General features: G+C 35.4%; 27 protein-coding genes and 1 riboswitch. Of the genes, 26 read left to right on the forward strand and 1 reads right to left on the reverse strand.

All coding sequences use genetic code 11. The features are described 5' to 3' along the window. The first annotated feature begins 30 nt into the window (after window positions 1–30). The 25 genes from E7B10_RS01555 (at window position 31) to E7B10_RS01675 (ending at window position 20522) form a co-directional block, all read left to right on the forward strand. The gene (locus E7B10_RS01555; protein WP_008713891.1) at window positions 31–915 is read left to right on the forward strand and encodes a GHMP kinase; all 885 of its coding nucleotides are present in this window, start codon (window positions 31–33) and stop codon (window positions 913–915) included. Window positions 916–939: 24 nt separating this feature from the next. Then, window positions 940–2070, forward strand: a complete 1131-nt coding sequence (locus E7B10_RS01560; RefSeq protein WP_008713893.1) for a histidinol-phosphate transaminase — start codon at window positions 940–942, stop codon at window positions 2068–2070. Between the two features lie 7 nt (window positions 2071–2077). Further along, window positions 2078–2716, forward strand: a complete 639-nt coding sequence (gene cobC, locus E7B10_RS01565) for an alpha-ribazole phosphatase (RefSeq protein WP_004697091.1) — start codon at window positions 2078–2080, stop codon at window positions 2714–2716. Then, window positions 2716–3414 carry a pseudouridine synthase gene (locus E7B10_RS01570; RefSeq protein WP_287510723.1) on the forward strand — a complete coding sequence of 233 codons (699 nt, stop codon included), beginning with the start codon at window positions 2716–2718 and terminating at the stop codon, window positions 3412–3414. The genes cobC and E7B10_RS01570 overlap by 1 nt, the downstream gene beginning before the upstream one ends. Before the next feature lie 70 nt (window positions 3415–3484). Continuing rightward, a complete protein-coding gene (locus E7B10_RS01575) occupies window positions 3485–4558 on the forward strand; it encodes a Xaa-Pro peptidase family protein (RefSeq protein WP_101928266.1) in 1074 nt (357 codons plus the stop codon). 15 nt (window positions 4559–4573) lie between these two features. Beyond that, window positions 4574–5131: an elongation factor P gene (efp, locus tag E7B10_RS01580; protein ID WP_077708408.1), complete on the forward strand. Its 558-nt coding sequence runs from the start codon at window positions 4574–4576 to the stop codon at window positions 5129–5131. A gap of 135 nt (window positions 5132–5266) precedes the next feature. Then, a complete protein-coding gene (locus tag E7B10_RS01585) occupies window positions 5267–5647 on the forward strand; it encodes an Asp23/Gls24 family envelope stress response protein (RefSeq protein ID WP_077708409.1) in 381 nt (126 codons plus the stop codon). Between the two features lie 11 nt (window positions 5648–5658). Beyond that, the gene (locus tag E7B10_RS01590) at window positions 5659–6054 is read left to right on the forward strand and encodes an Asp23/Gls24 family envelope stress response protein (RefSeq protein WP_077708410.1); all 396 of its coding nucleotides are present in this window, start codon (window positions 5659–5661) and stop codon (window positions 6052–6054) included. Next, a complete protein-coding gene (gene nusB / locus E7B10_RS01595; protein WP_077708411.1) occupies window positions 6044–6448 on the forward strand; it encodes a transcription antitermination factor NusB in 405 nt (134 codons plus the stop codon). Before E7B10_RS01590 ends, nusB begins: the two co-directional genes overlap by 11 nt. Beyond that, a complete protein-coding gene (locus E7B10_RS01600) occupies window positions 6448–7401 on the forward strand; it encodes a metallohydrolase (RefSeq protein ID WP_077708412.1) in 954 nt (317 codons plus the stop codon). The genes nusB and E7B10_RS01600 overlap by 1 nt, the downstream gene beginning before the upstream one ends. 2 nt (window positions 7402–7403) lie before the next feature. After that, window positions 7404–8627 carry an exodeoxyribonuclease VII large subunit gene (gene xseA / locus E7B10_RS01605; protein WP_077708413.1) on the forward strand — a complete coding sequence of 408 codons (1224 nt, stop codon included), beginning with the start codon at window positions 7404–7406 and terminating at the stop codon, window positions 8625–8627. Continuing rightward, window positions 8602–8808, forward strand: coding sequence for an exodeoxyribonuclease VII small subunit (gene xseB / locus E7B10_RS01610; RefSeq protein ID WP_008713906.1), 207 nt, complete (start codon window positions 8602–8604; stop codon window positions 8806–8808). Before xseA ends, xseB begins: the two co-directional genes overlap by 26 nt. Before the next feature lie 9 nt (window positions 8809–8817). Beyond that, window positions 8818–9696, forward strand: a complete 879-nt coding sequence (locus E7B10_RS01615; protein WP_077708414.1) for a polyprenyl synthetase family protein — start codon at window positions 8818–8820, stop codon at window positions 9694–9696. A gap of 28 nt (window positions 9697–9724) precedes the next feature. Continuing rightward, on the forward strand, window positions 9725–10204 hold the full coding sequence (locus tag E7B10_RS01620) for a divergent PAP2 family protein (protein WP_004695814.1): 480 nt from the start codon (window positions 9725–9727) through the stop codon (window positions 10202–10204). Further along, complete coding sequence (locus E7B10_RS01625) at window positions 10201–11004, forward strand: TlyA family RNA methyltransferase (RefSeq protein WP_077708415.1); 804 nt, start codon at window positions 10201–10203, stop codon at window positions 11002–11004. The genes E7B10_RS01620 and E7B10_RS01625 overlap by 4 nt, the downstream gene beginning before the upstream one ends. A gap of 9 nt (window positions 11005–11013) precedes the next feature. Then, window positions 11014–11898, forward strand: a complete 885-nt coding sequence (locus E7B10_RS01630) for an NAD(+)/NADH kinase (protein WP_077708416.1) — start codon at window positions 11014–11016, stop codon at window positions 11896–11898. 24 nt (window positions 11899–11922) lie between these two features. Then, window positions 11923–12498 carry a class I SAM-dependent methyltransferase gene (locus E7B10_RS01635; RefSeq protein WP_021148148.1) on the forward strand — a complete coding sequence of 192 codons (576 nt, stop codon included), beginning with the start codon at window positions 11923–11925 and terminating at the stop codon, window positions 12496–12498. A 320-nt stretch (window positions 12499–12818) separates the two neighbouring features. After that, window positions 12819–13274 carry an arginine repressor gene (gene argR, locus E7B10_RS01640; RefSeq protein WP_004695825.1) on the forward strand — a complete coding sequence of 152 codons (456 nt, stop codon included), beginning with the start codon at window positions 12819–12821 and terminating at the stop codon, window positions 13272–13274. A 4-nt stretch (window positions 13275–13278) separates the two neighbouring features. Beyond that, window positions 13279–14943: a DNA repair protein RecN gene (recN, locus tag E7B10_RS01645; protein WP_287501874.1), complete on the forward strand. Its 1665-nt coding sequence runs from the start codon at window positions 13279–13281 to the stop codon at window positions 14941–14943. Between the two features lie 41 nt (window positions 14944–14984). Continuing rightward, window positions 14985–15157: riboswitch (Lysine riboswitch) on the forward strand. 76 nt (window positions 15158–15233) lie between these two features. Next, window positions 15234–16031, forward strand: coding sequence for a 4-hydroxy-tetrahydrodipicolinate reductase (dapB, locus tag E7B10_RS01650; RefSeq protein ID WP_287510727.1), 798 nt, complete (start codon window positions 15234–15236; stop codon window positions 16029–16031). 23 nt (window positions 16032–16054) lie between these two features. After that, window positions 16055–17086 (forward strand): aspartate-semialdehyde dehydrogenase, encoded by a 1032-nt coding sequence (locus E7B10_RS01655; RefSeq protein WP_021148151.1) that lies wholly within the window; start codon window positions 16055–16057, stop codon window positions 17084–17086. A gap of 21 nt (window positions 17087–17107) precedes the next feature. Then, window positions 17108–17995: a 4-hydroxy-tetrahydrodipicolinate synthase gene (dapA, locus tag E7B10_RS01660; protein WP_287510728.1), complete on the forward strand. Its 888-nt coding sequence runs from the start codon at window positions 17108–17110 to the stop codon at window positions 17993–17995. 272 nt (window positions 17996–18267) lie between these two features. Beyond that, window positions 18268–18660 (forward strand): aspartate 1-decarboxylase, encoded by a 393-nt coding sequence (panD, locus tag E7B10_RS01665; protein ID WP_316055450.1) that lies wholly within the window; start codon window positions 18268–18270, stop codon window positions 18658–18660. A 72-nt stretch (window positions 18661–18732) separates the two neighbouring features. Beyond that, window positions 18733–19575, forward strand: a complete 843-nt coding sequence (gene panC / locus E7B10_RS01670; RefSeq protein WP_287501980.1) for a pantoate--beta-alanine ligase — start codon at window positions 18733–18735, stop codon at window positions 19573–19575. 11 nt (window positions 19576–19586) lie between these two features. Beyond that, window positions 19587–20522 carry a bile acid:sodium symporter family protein gene (locus E7B10_RS01675; protein ID WP_287510729.1) on the forward strand — a complete coding sequence of 312 codons (936 nt, stop codon included), beginning with the start codon at window positions 19587–19589 and terminating at the stop codon, window positions 20520–20522. A 57-nt stretch (window positions 20523–20579) separates the two neighbouring features. On the opposite strand, the gene lexA is transcribed toward E7B10_RS01675, so the two are convergent. Beyond that, window positions 20580–21251: a transcriptional repressor LexA gene (gene lexA / locus E7B10_RS01680; protein WP_008600953.1), complete on the reverse strand. Its 672-nt coding sequence runs from the start codon at window positions 21249–21251 to the stop codon at window positions 20580–20582. A 254-nt stretch (window positions 21252–21505) separates the two neighbouring features. On the opposite strand from lexA, the gene E7B10_RS01685 reads away from it, so the two are divergent. Then, on the forward strand, window positions 21506–21817 hold the full coding sequence (locus E7B10_RS01685; RefSeq protein WP_101928276.1) for a LysM domain-containing protein: 312 nt from the start codon (window positions 21506–21508) through the stop codon (window positions 21815–21817). Window positions 21818–21892 lie beyond the last annotated feature (75 nt).

Raw genomic sequence — 21892 nt, forward strand, 5'->3', positions numbered from 1 at the left:
ATACTTTATTTGATGTGAAAGGAGTTTAATGTGACCTATTATGTAAGAGCCCCAGGTACATGTGGGGAATTTCTACAAGGTTCTATTGATGGTCAGTCATTTTTAGTGACATGTCCAATTAATCGATACTCCTATGCATTGAGTAATGTAATACAACCTTTTTCTAAAGAATTTTGTGCACTTCAACCAAAGTCTGCACAAGCTCGTAAATTAGTACAAGAGTTGGTCCAACAAAAAAATAAAAATCAAATTTGCCCGCCTGTGTATGTAAGATCTGATATTCTGCAAGGAAAAGGCATGGCTTCAAGTTCGGCAGATATTTCTGTAACAGCTATGGCTACAGCTTTGGCCATGGACTATGATTTATCATTAAAAGAACTTGAGCAAATTTGTCTATCTGTAGAGCCTACAGATGCCTCTTTTTATCAAGGTGTAACTCAGTTTGATTATATTAAAGGGACTATCTCTAAGCCATTAGGTATGTGCCCACCTTTAAAAATCCTCGTTTTTGACGAAGGCGGTAGCATTGATACAGTTAGCTTTAATAAACAAGCAGATTTACAAAATAAAATTTTAGAAAAAGAATCTATTATACAAGAATCCTTTGATTTGTTTAAACAGGGGCTTACAACGCATGATATAAAGCTTATTGGCCAAGCTGCTACATTGAGTGCCTTTGGCAATCAGCGTATTTTATATAAACCTAATTTATATGACTTTCACGATGTAGGTAATTCTTATAATAGTGTAGGAACAATCATCGCTCATAGCGGAACCATTATGGGACTATTATTCCCCGTTGATTATGGTCGTATTAATGATTGTAAGAATGAGATTTTGCGTAAGTTGCCACAATTATCCTATGTAGATACGGTTGAAACTACGAATGAAGGATTAACTTATATCAAACGATAAAGTATTTCATAGAAAGAGAATAGTATGTCTAAAATACATGGGGGCAATATCTTTCAGTTTGCCCATGAACAACGAATTGAACCATATGAGGTTATTGACTTTAGTGCTAATATCAATCCACTAGGCCCTAGCCAACGTGGCTTATCTGCATTAGAACCTCAATTGCGATATATATCACATTATCCGGATGCTACAAATGATGATATATTAAATGCCATTGCTGATATCTATGGTATGAATAAAAATCAAATTGTAGTTGGCAATGGAGCGGCAGAGCTATTATATGCAATTTGTCGGTTACCTGGCTATACGGGCGCTTTTGTTCCCGCACCAGGTTTTTCTGAATATAAAGCTGCTTTAGAAGCAAGTAGAATTCCAGTACGCGATATTTATTATAGACCACGGGAAGATGAACATGGAAAACCTTATTTTGAGGTTCCTTATTTAGCATTAGAAACTTTTGCAGCCGAGTTAAAAGGGCAAGATGGTCGTATTATTGTATTTCTAGGTAATCCCAATAATCCAGATGGTACGTTACTTGATAAGAACCATATTCGTACTATTGCAAGCATGCTGAAAGATGCTAATAGTTTACTTGTTATAGATGAGTCCTTTATCGATTTTGTTGGTAACGACACATTACAAGATAATGAATACTCCATGCGCTCCCTAGTTAACGAGTTTGATAATATTATCGTGGTTCATTCTTTTACAAAATTCTATGCCGTGCCAGGGCTACGAATTGGTGCTGCTTTCAGCAATCCTCTTATCATTGAGCAACTAAATAGTTTTATTCCAACTTGGTCTGTTAACACATTAGCTCAATCCTATACAGAGGCGGCTTTGAATGATGTAGAGTATGTGAAACGAACAAAACAAGTATTACATGAAGAGCAACTTTTTATGTATAACTCATTAGATACTATAAATGGTATTACTGTATATCCGCCTTCAGCTAATTTTATATTGTTCCACATTGAACAAGAAGGAATAACAGCAGAGTCGATTAATGAAGCGCTTAAAAAATATAATATGATTGTTCGCAACTGTGATTCTTATATGGGATTAAATAATCAATGGGTTCGCGTTGCAATAAAAGATCATGATACTAATGTTAAGTTAGTAGAAAAATTAACAGATATTTTGAAAGTATAGGAAGACTATGAAAACATTGTATATTGTGCGCCATGGTGAAACTGATTGGAACAAAATGGGAAAATACCAAGGCATCACAGATGTTCCACTTAATGAAAATGGTTTAAATCAAGCAAAGGCATGTGGTCAGGCTCTTAAAGATGTTAAATTTGATCGCATATTATCTAGTGATTTGAGTCGTGCTTTAGTTACAGCTGAAGTCATTCGCGGTGAACGTACTACTCCTATTACAGTAGATAAACGCTTACGAGAACTTAATTTTGGTGATTGGGAAGCTATGTTATTTTCAGATATCGAAGATCGTTGGCCTGGTTTGATAGATGAAATGTATTTGCGACCACATCTAGTTAAGGTTCCTAATGGTGAAAGCTTTAAGAATTTACAAGACCGTGCATGGGCAGGTCTAGAGGAATTCATCAATGTTAATAATGAGGAGGAAACACTTCTCATTGCTTGTCATGGTGGAACTATACGAACATTATTGTGTAAATTATTAGATATTTCCATTAGTCATTGTTGGAATTTTAGTCAAGGTAATACAGCAATAAATCGTATATTCTATAATGGCATGGGAGAATTTGATCATAATATTTTAAACTTGCTCAATGATACAGCACACGTAGATGTATTACAAGGTCATGCATAATGCGACTAGATAAATTATTAGCCAATAAAGCTTATGGTAGTCGAAAAGAAGTCCATCAAATCATAAAAGATAGAAGGGTTACCATCAATGGTAGTATAACAACGAAAAAAGATACTCATATTGATATTGATGTTGATATAGTTGCTGTTGATGGTAAGATTGTTAGTACTACTCAACTATATTATGTAAAATTTCATAAGCCAAAGGGCTATGTTACCGCCGTAGAAGATTCTAGTCACCCTGTTGTTATGGATTTACTCCCTCCAGAATTCGTAAAAATGGGAGTTGTTCCAGTAGGCAGATTAGACAAGGATACAGAAGGACTTTTATTATTAACTAATGATGGTGTATGGGGACATTCTATCATCAATGGTAAAAAACATGTGCCTAAGGTTTATTACGTAGAATTTGAAGGAACGCTATCTGATGAAGGTATACAACGTATTAAAGAGGGAATTCTTCTTGGAGATGGTACGGAATGTAAACCGGCAGAAATTAAATTTGTATCGTTACACTCAGCACATATAACGATTGAAGAAGGCAAGTATCATCAAGTTAAGCGCATGATTGGTGCTGCAGGTGGTACTGTAACATATTTGAAACGTCTTACGATTGGTCATATTGATTTAAGTGGCATTGAAGAGGTTGGTTCTGCAATGGAATTGACCTTTGAACAGATAGAGGGCTTTAAAAAATAGCATAAAATTCTATTCAATATAGGTATTTTATGGTAAGATTAATTGTACTTTATAGACTAGGAGCATGATTATGAATGGATTAAATCTGCTACAACAGTATATTAAAGAGCAAGAATTAACAGGCGTCATTTTAATAAGCCCTATAAATCTACATTATTTTGCAGGCTTTACTGGTACTACAGGCTTTGCTATCATTACTCAAGATAAAGCCTTTATGATTACTGATTTCAGATATACTGAACAAGCAACAAAACAATGTGAAGGGTACACAGTGATTCAATATGAAACAACTGTTATGGATACTCTTATAGATATATTCAATGAACATCATATTCACGAAGGTTTATTCGGTATAGAAGGCAAACAAATGCCTGTGGATACGTATGAAACTTTATGTGATACATTAGATGAACGCTTTAATTTTACATCTATCAATTTTGCAAAACTACGTGCGGTTAAGCGTGAAGACGAATTAGACTTATTGCGTAAAGCTGCTAAAATTGGTGATGATGCTTTTGCTGCCTTGCTACCACAACTAAAGGTAGGGATGACAGAAAACGAAGCGCGCATTATATTAGAATCAGAAATGTTAAAACGTGGATCAGAGGAACCTTCCTTTGCAACCATTGTTGCTTCTGGTAATCGTTCTAGTATGCCTCATGGTGTAGCCAGTGATAAGGTCATTGAAGCAGGTGATTTTGTTACCTTTGACTTTGGTGCAGTATATAAGGGTTATCATTCTGATATGACTAGAACTATTGTAATGGGGCCTGCCTCTGAATTACAAAAGAAGCTGTATGGTATAGTTTTAGAAGCACAAAAACGTGGCGTAGCTGCAGTTCGGGCTGGTATTACTGGTAAAGAACTTGATGCAGTTTGTCGTGATTATATTAAAGAACATGGATATACCAAGGAATTTAATCATGGTACTGGGCATGGCGTAGGTCTTGAGATTCACGAAGAACCAGTAGCCAATACTAAATCCGATACGGTATTTACAGAAAATATGATCATTACGGTAGAACCTGGCATTTATATAACAGGTACTATCGGATTGAGAATAGAGGATAGTGTCATCGTCAAATCTGACGGCTATGAGGTGTTGACACATAGTCCAAAAGAGTTAATTGAAATAGGTATTTAAAAGGAGAAGAGTTAGATGATTTCCAGTAATGATTTTCGTCCAGGTGTAACCGTTGAAATTGACGGTAATGTATGGCAAGTAGTTGATTTCCAACACGTTAAACCAGGTAAAGGTGCTGCATTCGTACGTACTAAAATGAAAAACTTGCAAACTGGTTCCGTAGTAGAGCGTACATTCAATGCAGGTGAAAAAGTGCCAAAAGCACATGTTGATCGTCGTCGTATGCAATACTTATACGAATCTGATGGCGCTTATACATTCATGGATAACGAAACTTACGACCAAGTTGAACTTACCCTTGAACAATTAGGTGATGCTAAAAACTTCCTTCTTGAAAATATGGAAGTTTCTATCATGTTCTTCCAAGGTATCGTAATCGGTCTTGACTTGCCTGTAGCTGTTGAGCTTCGCGTAGTTGAAACAGATCCTGGCATCCGTGGCGATACTGCAACTGGTGGTAATAAACCAGCTGTATTAGAAACAGGCTACACTGTAAAAGTACCTCTCTTCATTGAAGTAGATGATGTACTTCGTATTGATACTCGTACAGGACAATACATCGAACGTGCCTAATACTCATTGATATGTATTGGGGCTAGATCTTTTCATGGAATCTTATTCCCCATATATCGTAACATTTGCACTGTAAGCACTTGTCGTCTATGTAATTATATATAGGGACAAGTGCTTTTTTTGAAAGAGGCCAGTATGACAAAGAAAAATACTGAACTAGAGTCTGGTAAAATCAAGATTAACGAAGATGTATATGCCACAATTGTAACAATGACTGCACTTGATACAAAGGGCATACATCATATGAGCTCCACCTTTAATGATGGTGTTAATACCTTCTTTAGACGAAAGTCTGATCATGAAGGTGTTAAGATATCTTTTAATGATGAAGGAGCTATATTAGTTACACTCTATGTATGCATTCAATACGGATATCGTATTCCAGATGTTGTTTTACGCCTACAAGAGCGTATTAAAACGGCCTTAGTATCTTATACAGAAATTGAGGTTCAAACTATTGATGTGGTCGTACAAGACATTATTTTTGATGACTTAGTAACGCCGCAACAACCATAGGAGGTATCTCTATGAGTTCAGACAATCAATTAAATTATGGCTTAGATACGGATACCATTGATATTGCAGATTCTGTCATCATTGATGTAGCGACGAAAACTTTAGGTACTATTCCTGGTATTCATTCTTTAAGTCCACGCTTTTACGATGAGTTAGTAGAGGGTATTACCCATGCGTTTGGTCAACGTAGTTTACCTGGTATCAATGTAAAACATCGTAAAGGGTTTATTGAAATTAACATTTATATCAAAGCATTGTATGGATATAATCTTATTGAATTATCTAAACAGCTGCAGTCAGAAATCAAACAAATCTTAAAAAATATGCTAGATCTTGATCATGTTAAGGTTGATGTACATATTGAAGGGATTGTAAAAGAAAAGGAGCCAGTTTTACATGGTAACTAAGCGAAATCGACGAGAAGCTCGTCAATACGCATTCCAAATGTTATATGCTAATGAATTTCATACCGATCAAAATGATGTTCAATTTCCTGAAGGAAATATCCATAAAGCTATGGATAAGGCATATGCAAATAGTATTATAGAGGGTGTACTATCAAACGCTGAAGCAATTGATGCTATATTACAGCCATTCTGTAAATCTCGTAAGGTAGCAAATCTAGATAAGGTGGATCGGTCTATTTTACGTATTGCCGTTTGGGAAATGACAAATAAAGTGGAACCTTTAGAGCCATCTATTGCTATTAATGAAGCCATTCAATTAGCTAAAGAGTTTGGCTCTGATGCATCTTATAAATTAATTAATGCAATCTTAGACGCATATAATAAGAGTAAATAATGAAACGATATTACTTAGGCATTGATACGAGCTGTTACACCACAAGTTGTGCCATTGTAGATAGCGACTTTCACATAGTAGGGGAAGCACGTAAAATCTTAGAGGTAAAACCAGGTGAACGAGGACTACAACAATCAAATATGGTCTTTCAGCATACAAAGGCATTGCCTAAACTAATGTCAGAATTACCTCAAGTACCGATTAGCGGTATCGGTGTTAGTGGTTTTCCGCGGCGAGAAGAAAATTCGTATATGCCGGCTTTTATGGTTGGTTTAGGACAAGGGGAAACCTTGAGTCATTTTATGAATGTGCCTTTACACATTTTTGCGCACCAAGAGAATCATATATTAGCAGCACTGAGAGATTTAGCACATATTCCGACTGATCCATTTTTGGCATTACATCTGTCAGGTGGTACTACAGAGCTAGTATATTGTCATTATCAAGGTGAAGGGATTTTTGAATCTCAGATTGTTGGCGGTTCTAAAGATTTACAAGGTGGACAATATGTTGATCGCATCGGTGTCGCTATGGGCTTACCATTTCCTGCAGGTAAACATTTAGAGGCGTTAGCATTACAAACTACAGAGTATGAACCATTGCCATCATCTGTAAAAGATGGCTGGATTAGCTTTGCCGGCCCTTGTAGTGCTGCTATGCGCCGTACAAGTGAAGCTATGAGTGATACGGATAAAGCTAATTTAGCTAGAGCTGTTTTTACTTCTATGGGAAATGCTCTAGAGAAAATGATAACTTATCATACTAAAGAGAAACCTGTACGTACACTTATCGCTGTAGGTGGTGTGATGAGTAATAGTTTACTTCGTAAGCGAATGGAAACCTATTGTAAACGAAATCATCTCAAATTACATGTGGCACAGCCACAATTTTCTATTGATAATGCTACAGGCAATGCTTTTGGTGCTGCTTATTTACAAGAATCTAGAGGATAATCGTGAATGTATTAACCATTACACAATTAAACAATCTCATAAAGCGTACTTTAGATCGTGAGTATCTATTAAAGAATGTATACGTAAGTGGTACCATCATTAATGCAAAACGTCATAGTAGTGGTCATATGTATTTTTCTTTGAAAGATGAGGAATCTGCTATTGATGTGACAATGTGGTCTAGTACAGTTATGCAAAAGGGTCTAGCCAATGCCATTCAAAATGGTTTATTAGTGACTGTAAAAGCATCTGTTAACTTTTACAATAAAATGGGTCGTTTAAATCTCATTGCATCTGATATGCAAATAGGTTCTAAAAGCCCGTTGCAGCTTGAATTTGACGCTTTAAAACGAGAATTAACTGCTTTAGGATACTTTGATGATAGCCACAAACAAAGTTTACCGTATATGGCGAGCTGCATTGGTATTGTCACGTCTCAATCTGGCGCCGTATTACACGATATTTTGCATGTCAGCGAGCGACGTAATCGATTAGTTCAATTTAAATTATTCGCTGTTCCTGTACAAGGTAATACGGCTGGACCGATTATTGCTAAAGGTATTGCTGCTGCTGATGCAGATCCCGATGTAGATGTTATTATCGTTGGTCGTGGTGGCGGTTCTATGGAAGACTTGTGGTGCTTCAATGATAGAGTAGTGGTAGAAGCTATTTATAAGGCCAATACTCCTGTTATTTCTGCTGTAGGACATGAAACTGATTACACCTTATGTGATTATGTTGCTGACGCACGCGGTGCTACGCCTAGCCATGCTGCAGAAATGGCAGTACTTCCAATTACTACATTACAAGATCAGCTGACAGAAAAAGAAGAGTATTTACACGAATATATACGCTATACACTACAACAAAAACGTACAGATTTAACATTGCTCTTTAATCGAAAACTTGGTATTCCAGCTCTGCAATTTTTACATAAGCAAAAATCACACTTACAAGAGCTTTCTCAAACTCTAACTAATGCAACTAAAGAACGATGTAATGCAGAGAGACATAGCTTAGCATTATTGGCACAACAGTTAGAGTCACTAAATCCATTACAAATGATGATTAAAGGTTTTGCAAAGGTTGAGCATGATAACAAACCTATTACTTCGGTTGCCCAATTACAACCAAATGACGATATACGAGTTACACTAGCTGATGGTTATATTACTGCTACGGTAAAGGAGGCGCACAAGGATGGCCGCATCACTAAAAAGTTATGAGAAAAAATATAAGGCCTTAGAAGATATTGTTAAGCAATTAGATGATGGGGATATGACCATTTCTGAGCTTTTATCACAATATAAAAAGGGCTTAACTTTGGTAAAAGAATGTGCTGAAATGCTCGATTCTGTTGAAAATGAAGTACAACAAATTATCGAAGAAGTCCGCATCAGCGAATAAGGAGATTCTATGTTCAAAGATTATTTAGCATCTAGCAAACAAAATATTGAACAATGGTTAGGCGAAGTACTTAATAGCCCAAATCAAGAATTTGAACAACTTTATGAATCTATGAATTATAGTTTAATGCAAGGTGGCAAACGAATACGACCTATTTTAACTAAGGCTGTGTTGGAAATGCTTCATAAAGAGCCAGCTGATTATAAGGAATTTCTATGTGCTATGGAGTGTATCCATACGTATTCATTAGTTCATGATGATTTACCAGCTATGGATAATGATGATTATCGCAGAGGTAATTTGACCAATCACAAAGTATACGGTGAGGGACTTGCTATTTTAGCCGGTGATGGGTTATTAACATATGCCTTTCAATTGATGACTTCAAATACAGTTGCTAGTGCACAGCAAAAACTAGATGCTATACAATGTGTTGCTACTGCGGCTGGTCCAGAAGGTATGGTTGGGGGACAAGCCTTTGATTTGCTCAGTGAAGATAAACATATTCCTTTAGAAGAATTAAAGGTTTTACATACTGGTAAAACAGGTGCACTATTTAACGCTTCTGTAGAATTAGGTCTTATTCTTGGAAGTGCTAATAAGACTACGCGAACAGCCCTTATGGAATATTCTAATTGCCTGGGATTATTATTCCAAATCACTGATGATATTTTAGATGTAACCGGTACTATTGAAGAATTAGGGAAAACACCCGGTAGTGATATTCGCCAACATAAATCTACCTATGTATCTTTACTAGGTTTAGAGCAAGCAAAACATCAAGCCTACTTAATAGGTAGCCAAGCTCATGATGCGTTAAACTTGGTTTCTTATGATACAACTATACTATCAGCATTAATTGATTATCTTTTAGAACGTACGAATTAATGGGTATTACCTGTAGAAGGTATAAACAATGATTGATATATTACCACAAATAGCACATAATTATATCGCACAAGCTGCATTTTGGGGCTGGTTTACGGCTCAAGCTATCAAATTTGTATGGCAACTCTTAAGACATGGTAAATTCCGACCAGAGCGCCTTGTTGGATCTGGTGGTTTTCCAAGTTCACATACATCATTTGTAATTGCTACAACAACAGCGATTTACCTTAAAAATGGTGTAACGGATCTATTTATATTATCCTTAGTATTTTCAATTGTTGTTATGTATGATGCGTCTGGTGTACGATTAGAGGCAGGACGACAAGCTCAAATACTTAATCAAATTGTAGATTACTTTACGAAAAAAAATATACCTGTTGTCATTACACGTAAAGAAGCATTAAAAGAGTTGTTGGGACATACACCTATCGAAGTATTTGGTGGTTTAATTCTCGGTATTCTTGTGGCCTTTATTCAGTTTTATTGTATTTATCATGGTGTAATATGAGCAATAAAGAACGATTAGATATACTCCTCGTTAATCGAGGCCTTTTTGAAAGTAGAGAAAAAGCAAAAGCAGCTATTATGGCGGGCCTTATATTTATGGATACTACGCGCATAGATAAAGCAGGCACCAAGATTCCTGTGGATGCCAATATTATTGTAAAAGGCAATACTTTACCTTATGTAAGTCGTGGAGGACTTAAATTAGAAAAGGCTATTCAAACTTACCCTATCGATTTACATGGGACTGTGATGATTGATATAGGAGCTAGTACAGGTGGTTTTACAGATTGCGCATTACAAAACGGTGCGTCTAAGGTCTTTGCCATCGATGTAGGATATAATCAATTAGCTTGGAAATTACGCCAAGATTCACGTGTAATTAATATGGAGAAACAAAATATCCGTACTGTTACTGCTGAACAAATAGGTGAACTTGTTGATTTTATTTCTATTGATGTAGCATTTATTTCTTTAGACAAAGTTTTACCAGTAGCTACTAATTTATTAAAAGATACGGGCTCACTTGTGGCCTTAATAAAACCACAATTTGAGGCGGGTAAAGAAAATGTTGGTAAGGGCGGTATAGTGCGAGATAGTGAAATCCATAAAGAAGTTTTACATCGTATTCTACACGTTGCGTATGATTGTGGATTGTATACACATGGCTTAACTTTCTCACCAATTAAAGGTATGGAAGGTAATATAGAGTTTTTAGGTTATTTTAAAAAGTACGAAGAAGGGGCCTTAACCATTGATAATACTTTGATTGATACAGTGGTTGCAGAAGCCCATTCATTATAGGAGATTACTATGCGTATCGGATTCTTCCCCAATATGGGGAAAAGCAATATTATGGCAGTTCTAAAAATGGCTGCACATATTTGTAAAGATGAAGGTATCGAAGTATTTTTGCCAGATGATCTCGAATCAGATGCACCTGCACGAGTACTTAAGATTCCTAAAACTCATATTTTAAGTCGCCCAGAAATCTTCAAACAAATCGATATTGCCTTTAGTTTTGGTGGTGATGGTACCATCATCCATCTTGCAAGACAAATTTATCCATATAATGTACCTGTTTGTGGTATTAATCTTGGCGAACTAGGTTTTTTAAATCAAATTGAAATTCATCAAATGCAAAGTCATATTAAACGTATTGCTAATGGTGATTATAATATTGAAAAGCGTGGACATTTATATGCTTATATAGAACGTCATGAGGGTAAAGAGGAAGAACTAGTTCCTATCATTAACGAAATTGTTATCACTCGTGCTGAGCCTGCTAAAATGGCTCGAATTAATATGTCCATAAATAATCAACACACGCAAATGTATCCATCGGATGGTTTAATTATTTCCTCTGCTACAGGTTCTACCGGCTATAATCTATCGGCTGGTGGTCCAATCATGAAACCAGATAATCGATCAATCATTGTCACCCCAGTAGCACCACATTTAATTCAAGGTGTAAGCCTTGTTTTGGAGGAACATGATACGATTCAAATTACAATGCCGGAAAGAGAACCACAATTACATATTTGTATTGATGGTACATTTGACTATACTTTTACAAATAAAGAAACCTTACATATAAGTTCTAACCCTGTATATTGTTTATTTGTACGATTCAAGGATCAATGTTTCTTTGGTACTCTATTTAAAAAGTTAGCATCTCGTCGAGATGAATTGTTATAACCAAATCTCAAGTGGGGTGGTTTTGTGATTAACATTAACAATGCTGTTCAATTCCAACATTTAATCTGGGATCGATGCATGGAAAATGCCAAAGTGGTAGTAGATGCTACATGTGGTAATGGCCATGATCTTTTATACCTTTCTAAACGGGCACAAAAAGCATGCCATCTATATGGAATTGATATTCAAATGAAAGCTATTAAAACTAGCAAGGAGCTTTTACAATCAAATGATATTGCGCCAGAAGTAAGTTTAACGTTTATTCATGACTCTCATGATTTGGCGGTAGCTCATCAATTAAAAGATGAAGTTATTGATTTAATGATTTTTAACCTCGGATATTTACCTGGAGGAGATCACCAAGTTGTAACAAAACCGCACCAAACCATTGATGCCATAAATGAAGGTTTACAAAAACTTTCCAAGTCTGGAGTTATTACAATAGTTGCTTACCCTGGAACAACAGAGGGATTTGAAGAAATGCAGTCTCTTAAATCGTATTTATCAGATTTAGATCAGAAAATATATAATGTATGTCATTGGCATCCGATGAACCAAATACATAATCCACCTGAGTTATTTATATTGCAAAAACGATAAAACGAAATATATCTTTATTCATTATGAATAAAACTCATACTCAGTTAGTAAAACCCCCTTTATAGGGGATTTTAATTATACATGTATATTTTTCTATTTTTAAATTATTAATTCCCTATAAATAGATGAACCTTATGAGCTATGAATTTGTACGTTATCAATATATAGAATATTAACAATATTTTAAATATTAATATAATATGCATAAGACGTATAATATATGCGATTTATACCATATATTAATTATGAATATATGGTATAATATTATCAGAAAGATACTATTCTCTTTTATGTGCAAGGTTTAAAAAAGGGAGTTCAAAATGAAACGCTATCGCTATAACAAAATTAAAGAGATCGTGCAGTCCAAGGCGATTGAAACACAAGAGGAATTAGCTGCGGCTTTACTAGAAGAAGGTATTGAAGTTACACAAGCTACAGTTTCTCGTGATATTAAGGAATTAATGTTAATCAAAATTCCTACAGGCGATGGACATTATCGTTATGCATTATCTCCAGAGGAAAATGTAGTTTTATCTCGTAGCCGTATTAACCGACTATTCCAAGATTCTTTGATTAAGGTTGATCACAGTTTAAACCAAGTTGTATTACATACAATCCCTGGTTCTGCTCAATCTGTAGCATTTTCTATCGACCATGCAAAATGGACTGAAATTATTGGTACATTAGCAGGGGACGATACTATTTTGTTAATTGCAAAATCCGAAGCTGAAGTTCCAGCAATTTTAGCGAAAATTCAAGATTTAATGAAGGACTAATAATATGTTAACGCAAATGAGCATTCGCAACTTTGCGTTGATTGAGCAAATGAATATTTCATTTAATGATGGCATTACTATCTTTACCGGCGAAACTGGGGCAGGGAAATCCATTCTTATGGATGCCTTTAGTATCCTATTAGGAGAACGCGCAAGTAGCGAGTTTATTCGTCACGGTAAAGATAGTTTTGTTATTGATGGAATATTTGATATTGCTAATCACCAAAGTATTCAAGACCTATTAGAGTCTAAAAATATCATGATAGAAGAAGGCCAGTTAATTCTATCTAGATCTTTTAATCGTAATGGCAAATCTAGTATATTGGCTAATGATCAACCAATACCTTTAAAAGCTTTAAAGGAGATTGGTCAATACTTAGCAGATATTCACGGACAATATAGCAACCAACGTTTACTAGACACTGATATACATCATGAATATTTAGATACTTTTAATAAAGAAGGAAAAGAAGCCTATAAAGCTTATACTGATGCGTATAAAATTTATAAGCAAGCAAAACAAGATGTAGATCATTTACAAGAGAATATGTCTGAGCGAGCCCGGGAGCTTGATATGCTTAGATACCAAATCGACGAAATTGAAGATGCTGGTCTGAGTGTTGGTGAAGATGTAACTATTGCTGAAGAACTTAAGCGTCTAGACAGTTTTGAACATATCGATAAGGTATTAGGTTCTTGTTATGATGCCTTTTATAATGGACGTCAACCATTACTTGATACGATTAACTCGATTAAGGTAGAGGTTAATGATCTAGTAAAATATGACAGTGAGTTAAAAGAAGTCTCAGAAATGGTGGACTCTGCTTATTTCCAACTAGAAGAAGCTGCACAGTCTTTAGATCGTTACAGGGATACTATCAGCTACGATGAAGAACGTTATAAGTATTGCCAAGACAGAGATACCACAATTTATAGCTTAAAGAAAAAATATGGTGAAACCGTAGAAGATATTCTAGCATACGAAGAAAAGGCGCAATCTCGTTTAGAAGAACTAGAAGGCCTTGTATTTGCTCAAGATGAATTAGAAACACGTTTTGAAGAAGCAAAAAGGGTAGCAGAAGAAGCGTTAACAGTTTTACACGAGGTACGTCAAAAAAATGCAAAAGAGATTGCTACGGCCTTACATCAAGAATTAGTGGATCTAGGGATGCCCAAAGGGGATATTCAATTTCATATTGAAGAGGGAACTGAATTATCCTCATTAGGTGCAAAGTCTATTGAAATGTTATTCTCCGCAAATAAAGGGGAACAGTTATTACCTCTACATAAAGTAGCATCTGGCGGTGAGTTAGCTCGCATTGCATTAGCCTTTAAATCAGTATTCCGCAGTGACGCTTTTAAAACGATGGTATTTGATGAAATTGACGTTGGTATCAGCGGTGATATAGCACTTAAGGTGGCAGAAAAAATACTTAATTTATCTAGAACAAATCAAGTATTTTGTATTACCCATTTGCCTCAAACTGCAAGTATTGCGAAACAACACTATCATCTATCTAAAATCGAGGAAGATGATCGTACAATCTCTACATTAGTAGTCTTAAATGAGGAAGAACGAGTAACACAAATCGCGTCTATGATGTCTGGTAAGGGAATGTCTGCTACAGCACTTGCGGCGGCGAAAGAACTTATTGACCATTTTAATTGACTAATATCGCATAATTACTTATACTAATAGTATTAAATGAATATGTTGATAGAGGTGCGAGTATTAAGAGTAATCATGAGGAGTAGGCATGCATTGATCCATGATAAAAGGGATGCTTGCCGAAGTTCGATGATTGCGACTCATCGTTCTGGTTGTCTATTTAATAGATAGACAACTGTCATCAATCTTGTATTGGTGGAGTGCTATCATTGAGCTTTTCGTAAGAGTATATATAGCTATATAATCTATAAGGCCAGTGGATGCATCCACTGGCTTTTTTGGAGGTATATATGATTCGAGTAATGGTAAATGGCGCTGGCGGCAAAATGGGTCGTGAAGTGGTCAAAGCAGTACATAACGATCCTGATTTAACTTTAGTTGGTGGTATTGATCCGACTAAGGCAGGGGAAGATGTAGGCTCCGTAGCAGGAATCGAACAAGTAGGTATCAAGATGAATGCCTCCATCGATGAGGTAATTGGTACAAATAAACCTGATGTTATCGTAGATTTTACAAATCCAGCTGTTATCTATGAAAACGCTAAGAAAATGTTAGCTGCCGGTATTCATGTAGTGATTGGCACTACTGGATTAACAAATGAGCAACGTGATGAACTAGATACAATTGGTCGTGCCAATAATGCAAATTGTCTAGTAGCTCCAAACTTCTCACTTGGTGCTGTTATGATGATGAAAGTTTCTGCGGAATTAGCTCCATATTTCCCTAATGTGGAAATTATAGAATTACATCATAATCACAAATATGATGCTCCTTCTGGCACAGCGATTTTAACAGCAAAATTAATTAATGATGCTAAACAAGCTGCTAAGGTAACTGCCGATGAAGACTTAACTCGTGAAAGCTTACCAGGTGCTCGTGGTGCTAAGGTTGACGATGTAACAATTCATAGTGTACGCCTTCCAGGTTATGTGGCTCATCAAGAAGTATTATTTGGTGGTTATGATGAAACATTAACCATACGTCATGATAGCTTAAGCCGTTTATCTTTTATGCCAGGCGTAGTATTAGCATGTAAAAAAATTAGTTCTAAAACTGGCTTAACATACGGTTTAGAACATTATTTATAATTTTTGTGCAAGGAGATGTATCAATGAAAAAACCTAATGTTGCTATTCTAGGTGCTACTGGTGCAGTAGGTGCTGAATTTATTACACTTATTGAAGAACGTAACTTTCCTTATGAAAACTTAAAACTATTAGCTTCCGCTCGTTCTGCAGGTACAGAACTTACTGTGAATGGTAAAACATATATTGTAGAAGAAGCAAAACCTGAATCTTTTGATAATATTGATATTGCGCTATTTGCAGGTGGCTCTATATCTAAAACATTAGCGCCTGAAGCCGCTAAACGCGGTGCTATTGTAATCGATAACTCTAGTGCATTCCGTATGGATCCTGAAGTTCCACTCGTAGTACCAGAAGTTAACCCAGAAGATATTTTGAAACATAAAGGTATCATTGCAAATCCTAACTGCTCTACAATTATCATGAGTTTAGGATTAAAACCTCTTCATGATCTCTCTCCAATTAAACGTGTAGTTGTAAGTACATACCAAGCTGTATCTGGGGCAGGTAAAGAAGGTATTGAAGAACTTGAAAATCAAGTAAAACAATATACTGCAGGCGAAGAAATGACAGCAAATCTGTTGCCAACCGGCTCTGCTCCTAAACACTATCCTGTAGCATTCAACTTATTGCCACAAATTGATGTGTTCTTAGAAAATGATTATACTAAAGAAGAAATGAAGATGGTTTACGAAACGCAAAAAATTCTTCATGACGAAACTATTCAAGTAGTTCCAACTACAGTTCGTGTTCCTGTATATCGCTCTCATTCTGAATCTGTCTTGGTAGAAACAGCAGAACCTGTATCTGTAGAGGCTTTCAAGGCGGCATGTGAAAAATTCCCTGGTTTACAAGTTAAAGATAATCCTGCTGAACAAATTTACCCTATGCCATTGTATACATCTAATCAAAACGACTGTGAAATAGGTCGTATTCGTAAAGACTTATACAATGACAACGGTATGAACTTCTGGATTGTAGGGGACCAAATTCGTAAAGGTGCAGCTCTTAATGCGTTGCAAATTGCTGAGTACTTGGTGGAAAAACAAGCATTTTAATCTATCAAGGGGAGGATATATATGAAAACCTTTGGTCGAGTGTTAACAGCTATGGTGACATCCTTTAATAGTGATGGATCTGTAAATATTGAAAATTGTATAGATATCGCCAATTATCTGTTAGATAATGGCTCTGATGGTCTTGTAGTTTGTGGTACAACGGGTGAAAACCCAACTATGTCTAGAGACGAAAAATTAGCTCTATTTAATGCGATTGCAAAAGAATGTGGACATAAAGGTTCGATTATTGCCAATGTAGGCAGTAACGATACAAAAGCTTCTGCAGAATTTGTAAAGGAAGTCTCTAAAATCGATGGTATCGATGGTTTGCTAGTTGTAGTACCTTATTACAATAAACCTAACCAACAAGGCCAATATTTGCATTTTAAAACTATTGCAGAAGCTACTACATTGCCAATTATGGTGTATAATGTACCAAGTCGTGTGGGGACAGGTATTTTCCCAACTACCTTAGTACAACTACATAACGAATATCCACATATTTGTGCTATCAAAGAGGCAAGTGGTAATTTAATGATTGCTTCTGAAATTAAGCGTTTAATGCCTGGAGATGATTTCATGGTATATAGTGGGGACGATGGTCTTACATTACCGATGTTATCTATTGGAGGATGTGGGGTAGTATCCGTAGTATCTCATGTAGCAGGCAAAGATATGAATGCTATGATTCAAGCTTATGAATCTGGTCATAACCACGAAGCGATTCGTATTCATCAAGGCTTATCAGAAATCATAAAAGCAATGTTTATCACCACAAATCCGATTCCTGTCAAATATGCAGCCCGTAAAATTGGCTTACCTGTGGGAAAATTTAATTTACCAATGTGTGAACCGACGGCTGATGAAGCAGCATATATTGATAAAGCATTAGCAGAATATCTAAAATAAAATATCAGTATAAAATAAAAACCAGTAACTACATTGTAGCTACTGGTTTTTATTTTATACTACAATCTTACTGTTATTTTTGATTAGAGTGACATTATTTGTATTATATTAATTGTATTTTAATGTAAAAATTTATAATTATGGTATAATTTCTCTGGAGATAGTATTTTTAACTATACTCTAGTCTACTGTTAATTCATGATAAACAGACAAATTGTGAAAGTTCGAACCGACCAATATGGCGGGTACATTTAAAACACAAGGAGTTTAGCATGATACTAACAATGTTAAAAGGTAAAATTCACAGAGCTACTGTGACACAAGCAGAGCTTGATTATGTAGGGAGCATTACAATTGATACAGATTTATTGAATGCATCCGGAATACGAGAATATGAACAAGTTCAAATTGTAAATATCAATAATGGAGCACGTTTTAGTACATATACTATTGCCGGAGAAGCAGGTAGTGGTGTTATATGTTTAAATGGTGCTGCTGCACGACATGTGCAAGTACATGATAAGATAATTATCATGTGTTATGCACAGCTTGATGAAAGCGAAGTTGAGAGCTATAATCCTCTCGTTGTATTTGTAGATAACAATAACAAGATAAGTCATATAAAAAACTATGAGAAACATGGTTTATTAGTTGATCAAAAATAATTGTCATTGATCGAATTACAGTAGACTGTATAGGAGACTATCTTCGTATTTACAATATAACGGAGGAATATAATGGAATTTATAACAACTATCGAAAATGTACGGAATACAGTAAATAGCTGGAGAAAAGAAGGTTACACAATTGGTTTTGTACCAACCATGGGATTCTTACATGAAGGACATGCTGCATTAATAGATCAAGCTAGAAAAAATAACGATAAGGTCATTGTCTCTATATTTGTAAATCCTATTCAATTTGGAGAAAATGAAGACTTAAGTACTTACCCTCGTGATATTAATAGCGATAAAAAGTTATGTGAATCACATGGTGTCGATCTTATTTTTGCTCCAAATCCGGAGGAAATGTACCAAGATAAAAAAGCATTTGTAAATATTACGGATTTATCTGATACATTGTGTGGTATTCGCAGACCAATTCACTTTAAAGGCGTTTGCACTGTGGTGGCAAAATTCTTTAATATTATTCAACCAACAAATGCGTATTTTGGTGAAAAAGACGCACAGCAATTAGCAATTATACGTAAAATGGTCTTTGATTTAAATTTTCCTGTTAATATTATTGGCGTTCCCATTGTTCGTGAAGAAGATGGTTTAGCAAAATCTTCTCGTAATACATATTTATCTTGTGAAGAACGGAAAGTCGCTACCATATTGTATAAAGCTATTCAATTGGGAAAACAAACTATACAATATGGTTGTCCTGCTAAATGTATCATTGATACTATGACAGAAACAATACAAACCGAACCGCTTGCTAAAATAGATTATATTTCAGTTGTTGATGCTAAGACTATGCAACCTGTACAAGAGGTTACTGCCCCAGTATTAGTGGCTATGGCTATATATATTGGTTCTACACGACTTATCGATAACTTCTCATACGATCCAAATTAAGGAGAGAAGTTATGAATCATTTACTTGCACTCAACAACGTTCTTTCCAAATACTTAATTTTTATAATCCTAGGCTTTTCATGTATTGCCTATATAGTACCAGAATACTTTACTTGGGCAATCGCTTATACACCATTTTTACTTGGTATAGCCATGTTTGGAATGGGGCTTACTATTAAGTTTGAAAGCTTATGTAGTATCCTTAGGCATCCAAAAGATATTTGTATTGGTGTACTTGCACAATATACGATAATGCCTCTATTAGCTTGGGGAATTTGCCATATATTCACATTATCACCAGATATTGTTATTGGTGTAATATTAGTAGGTTGTTGTCCTGGTGGAACAGCCAGTAATGTTATAACCTATATTGCCAATGGTGATGTCCCTTTATCTGTAGGAATGACAATTACTTCAACATTAATAGCTCCCATAGTTACACCATTATTAATCTTATATATCGGTGGCGCATGGGTAGATGTTCAAGTACTACCTATGATGATTACTATGGTAAAAGTTATTATTGTGCCAATTTTATTAGGCGCAGCAATCCAATATGTATGTAAATCACATATTAATACTTTAACCAGCATTAGTCCGATCTTCTCAATGATTGCTATTATACTATTAATAGCAGCCATTATTGCTATCAACAAGGATAAACTATTCGTTTCTGGGCTTGAAACACTTATTGTTGTTGGTATACATAATATACTAGGTCTACTACTAGGCTTAGGTGTAGGAGCACTGCTTAAATTAAGATATGATAAAACTACAGCGCTAGCAATAGAGGTAGGAATGCAAAATAGTGGTTTAGCCGTAACATTGGCAGCAACAAATTTTGCATTAAATCCATTAGCGACGCTAGTAGGGGCTATTTTTAGTGTATGGCATAATATATCAGGTGCTATTTTTGCTACTCTACGGAGAGAAAATAGTTTACATTAAAAATAAACTTTATATATGTAACAAAAAAACGGCAACAATATGTTGCCGTTTTTTTGTTTATATTCTATCTCGCACAAGACCGATTACGAGACCCTCAATATGACAATCATCTACAATAATTGGATCAAAATCATCATTTTCAGGCTGCAAACGAATGTGACCATTTTCTTTATAAAAACGTTTTACGGTAGCCTCATCATCAATGCGAGCAACAACAACATCACCGTTATTAGCAGTATTTTGATGCCGCACAATGAGCATATCACCTTCATACATACCGATATTCATCATAGATTCGCCTTGAACACGTAATAAGAAACAGTCAGAATCACCAGTCAATTGAACTGGCAATGTAAGCGTGGACTCTAGGTTTTCTACTGCAGTAATAGGCATACCTGCTTGTACAGTGCCGATAAGAGGTACTTGTTTAAGTCCAGCACCTAAAAATTCAAAGTTATCAGAGCTAGACGTTTCATTACCGGCTACTGAAATAGAAGGTTTAGTATCTTCTAATACAGTAATAGCACGATTTTTATTTGGATCACGTTTAATATAACCAAATTTTTCTAAAGTATTTAAGTGAGATTGAACGGTGGAAGTAGAACTTAGCCCTACATGTGTACAGATTTCACGAACTGTAGGACAACGATATTCATTATGTAATGAATCTTTTATAAATTCTAATATACGGCGCTGTTTTGTATTGATATCTGTAGCAGGGCGTCTCACGATAAACCTCCAAAGCCAATTTAATGTAAAAATAATGTTAACATTTCTATGCGTAAAAAATAACTCATATCATACTATATAATAAAAACATAAGGTATTTATTTAACTTATATCCCTATTATAGGAAATTTTGAAAGTTTTTGCAAACATTTGTTCTTAAATGCTTGACCGAACATTCGTTCGTGTGCTATTATAAACATGTAAACAAACAAATGTTCTCAGATATTATGTTCGATGTAAATGTGAGGTATGAGATGAAAAATATATTGATGATGTTAGGAATGTGTTTAACAGTATTATTTGGTTATAATATGTCAAATTCTGTAACAGAGGTAAATACACATAATAATGTACGTGAAGTAAAGGTTCAAGCAGGCGATACAATGTGGGATATTGCAGCACGTACAGCTCATAAAGATATGGATGTTCGTGAAATGGTATATGCTATGAAGGAACTTAACAATATTAGTGATTCTGGTGCGCTTGTACCTGGTACCGTTTTGAAAGTACCAGCAAATAAATCTGATAGTCCAGTTAGAGCTTTGGACTATATGGCTCAAAACTAAATATATATGGGTTAATCCCACGCAAAAAAGCAGCTACTCTAACAGAGATAGCTGCTTTTTGTTATCTAATGTATG

The sequence above is a fragment of the Veillonella sp. genome (assembly GCF_032470285.1).
Taxonomy (GTDB): Bacteria; Bacillota; Negativicutes; order Veillonellales; family Veillonellaceae; genus Veillonella.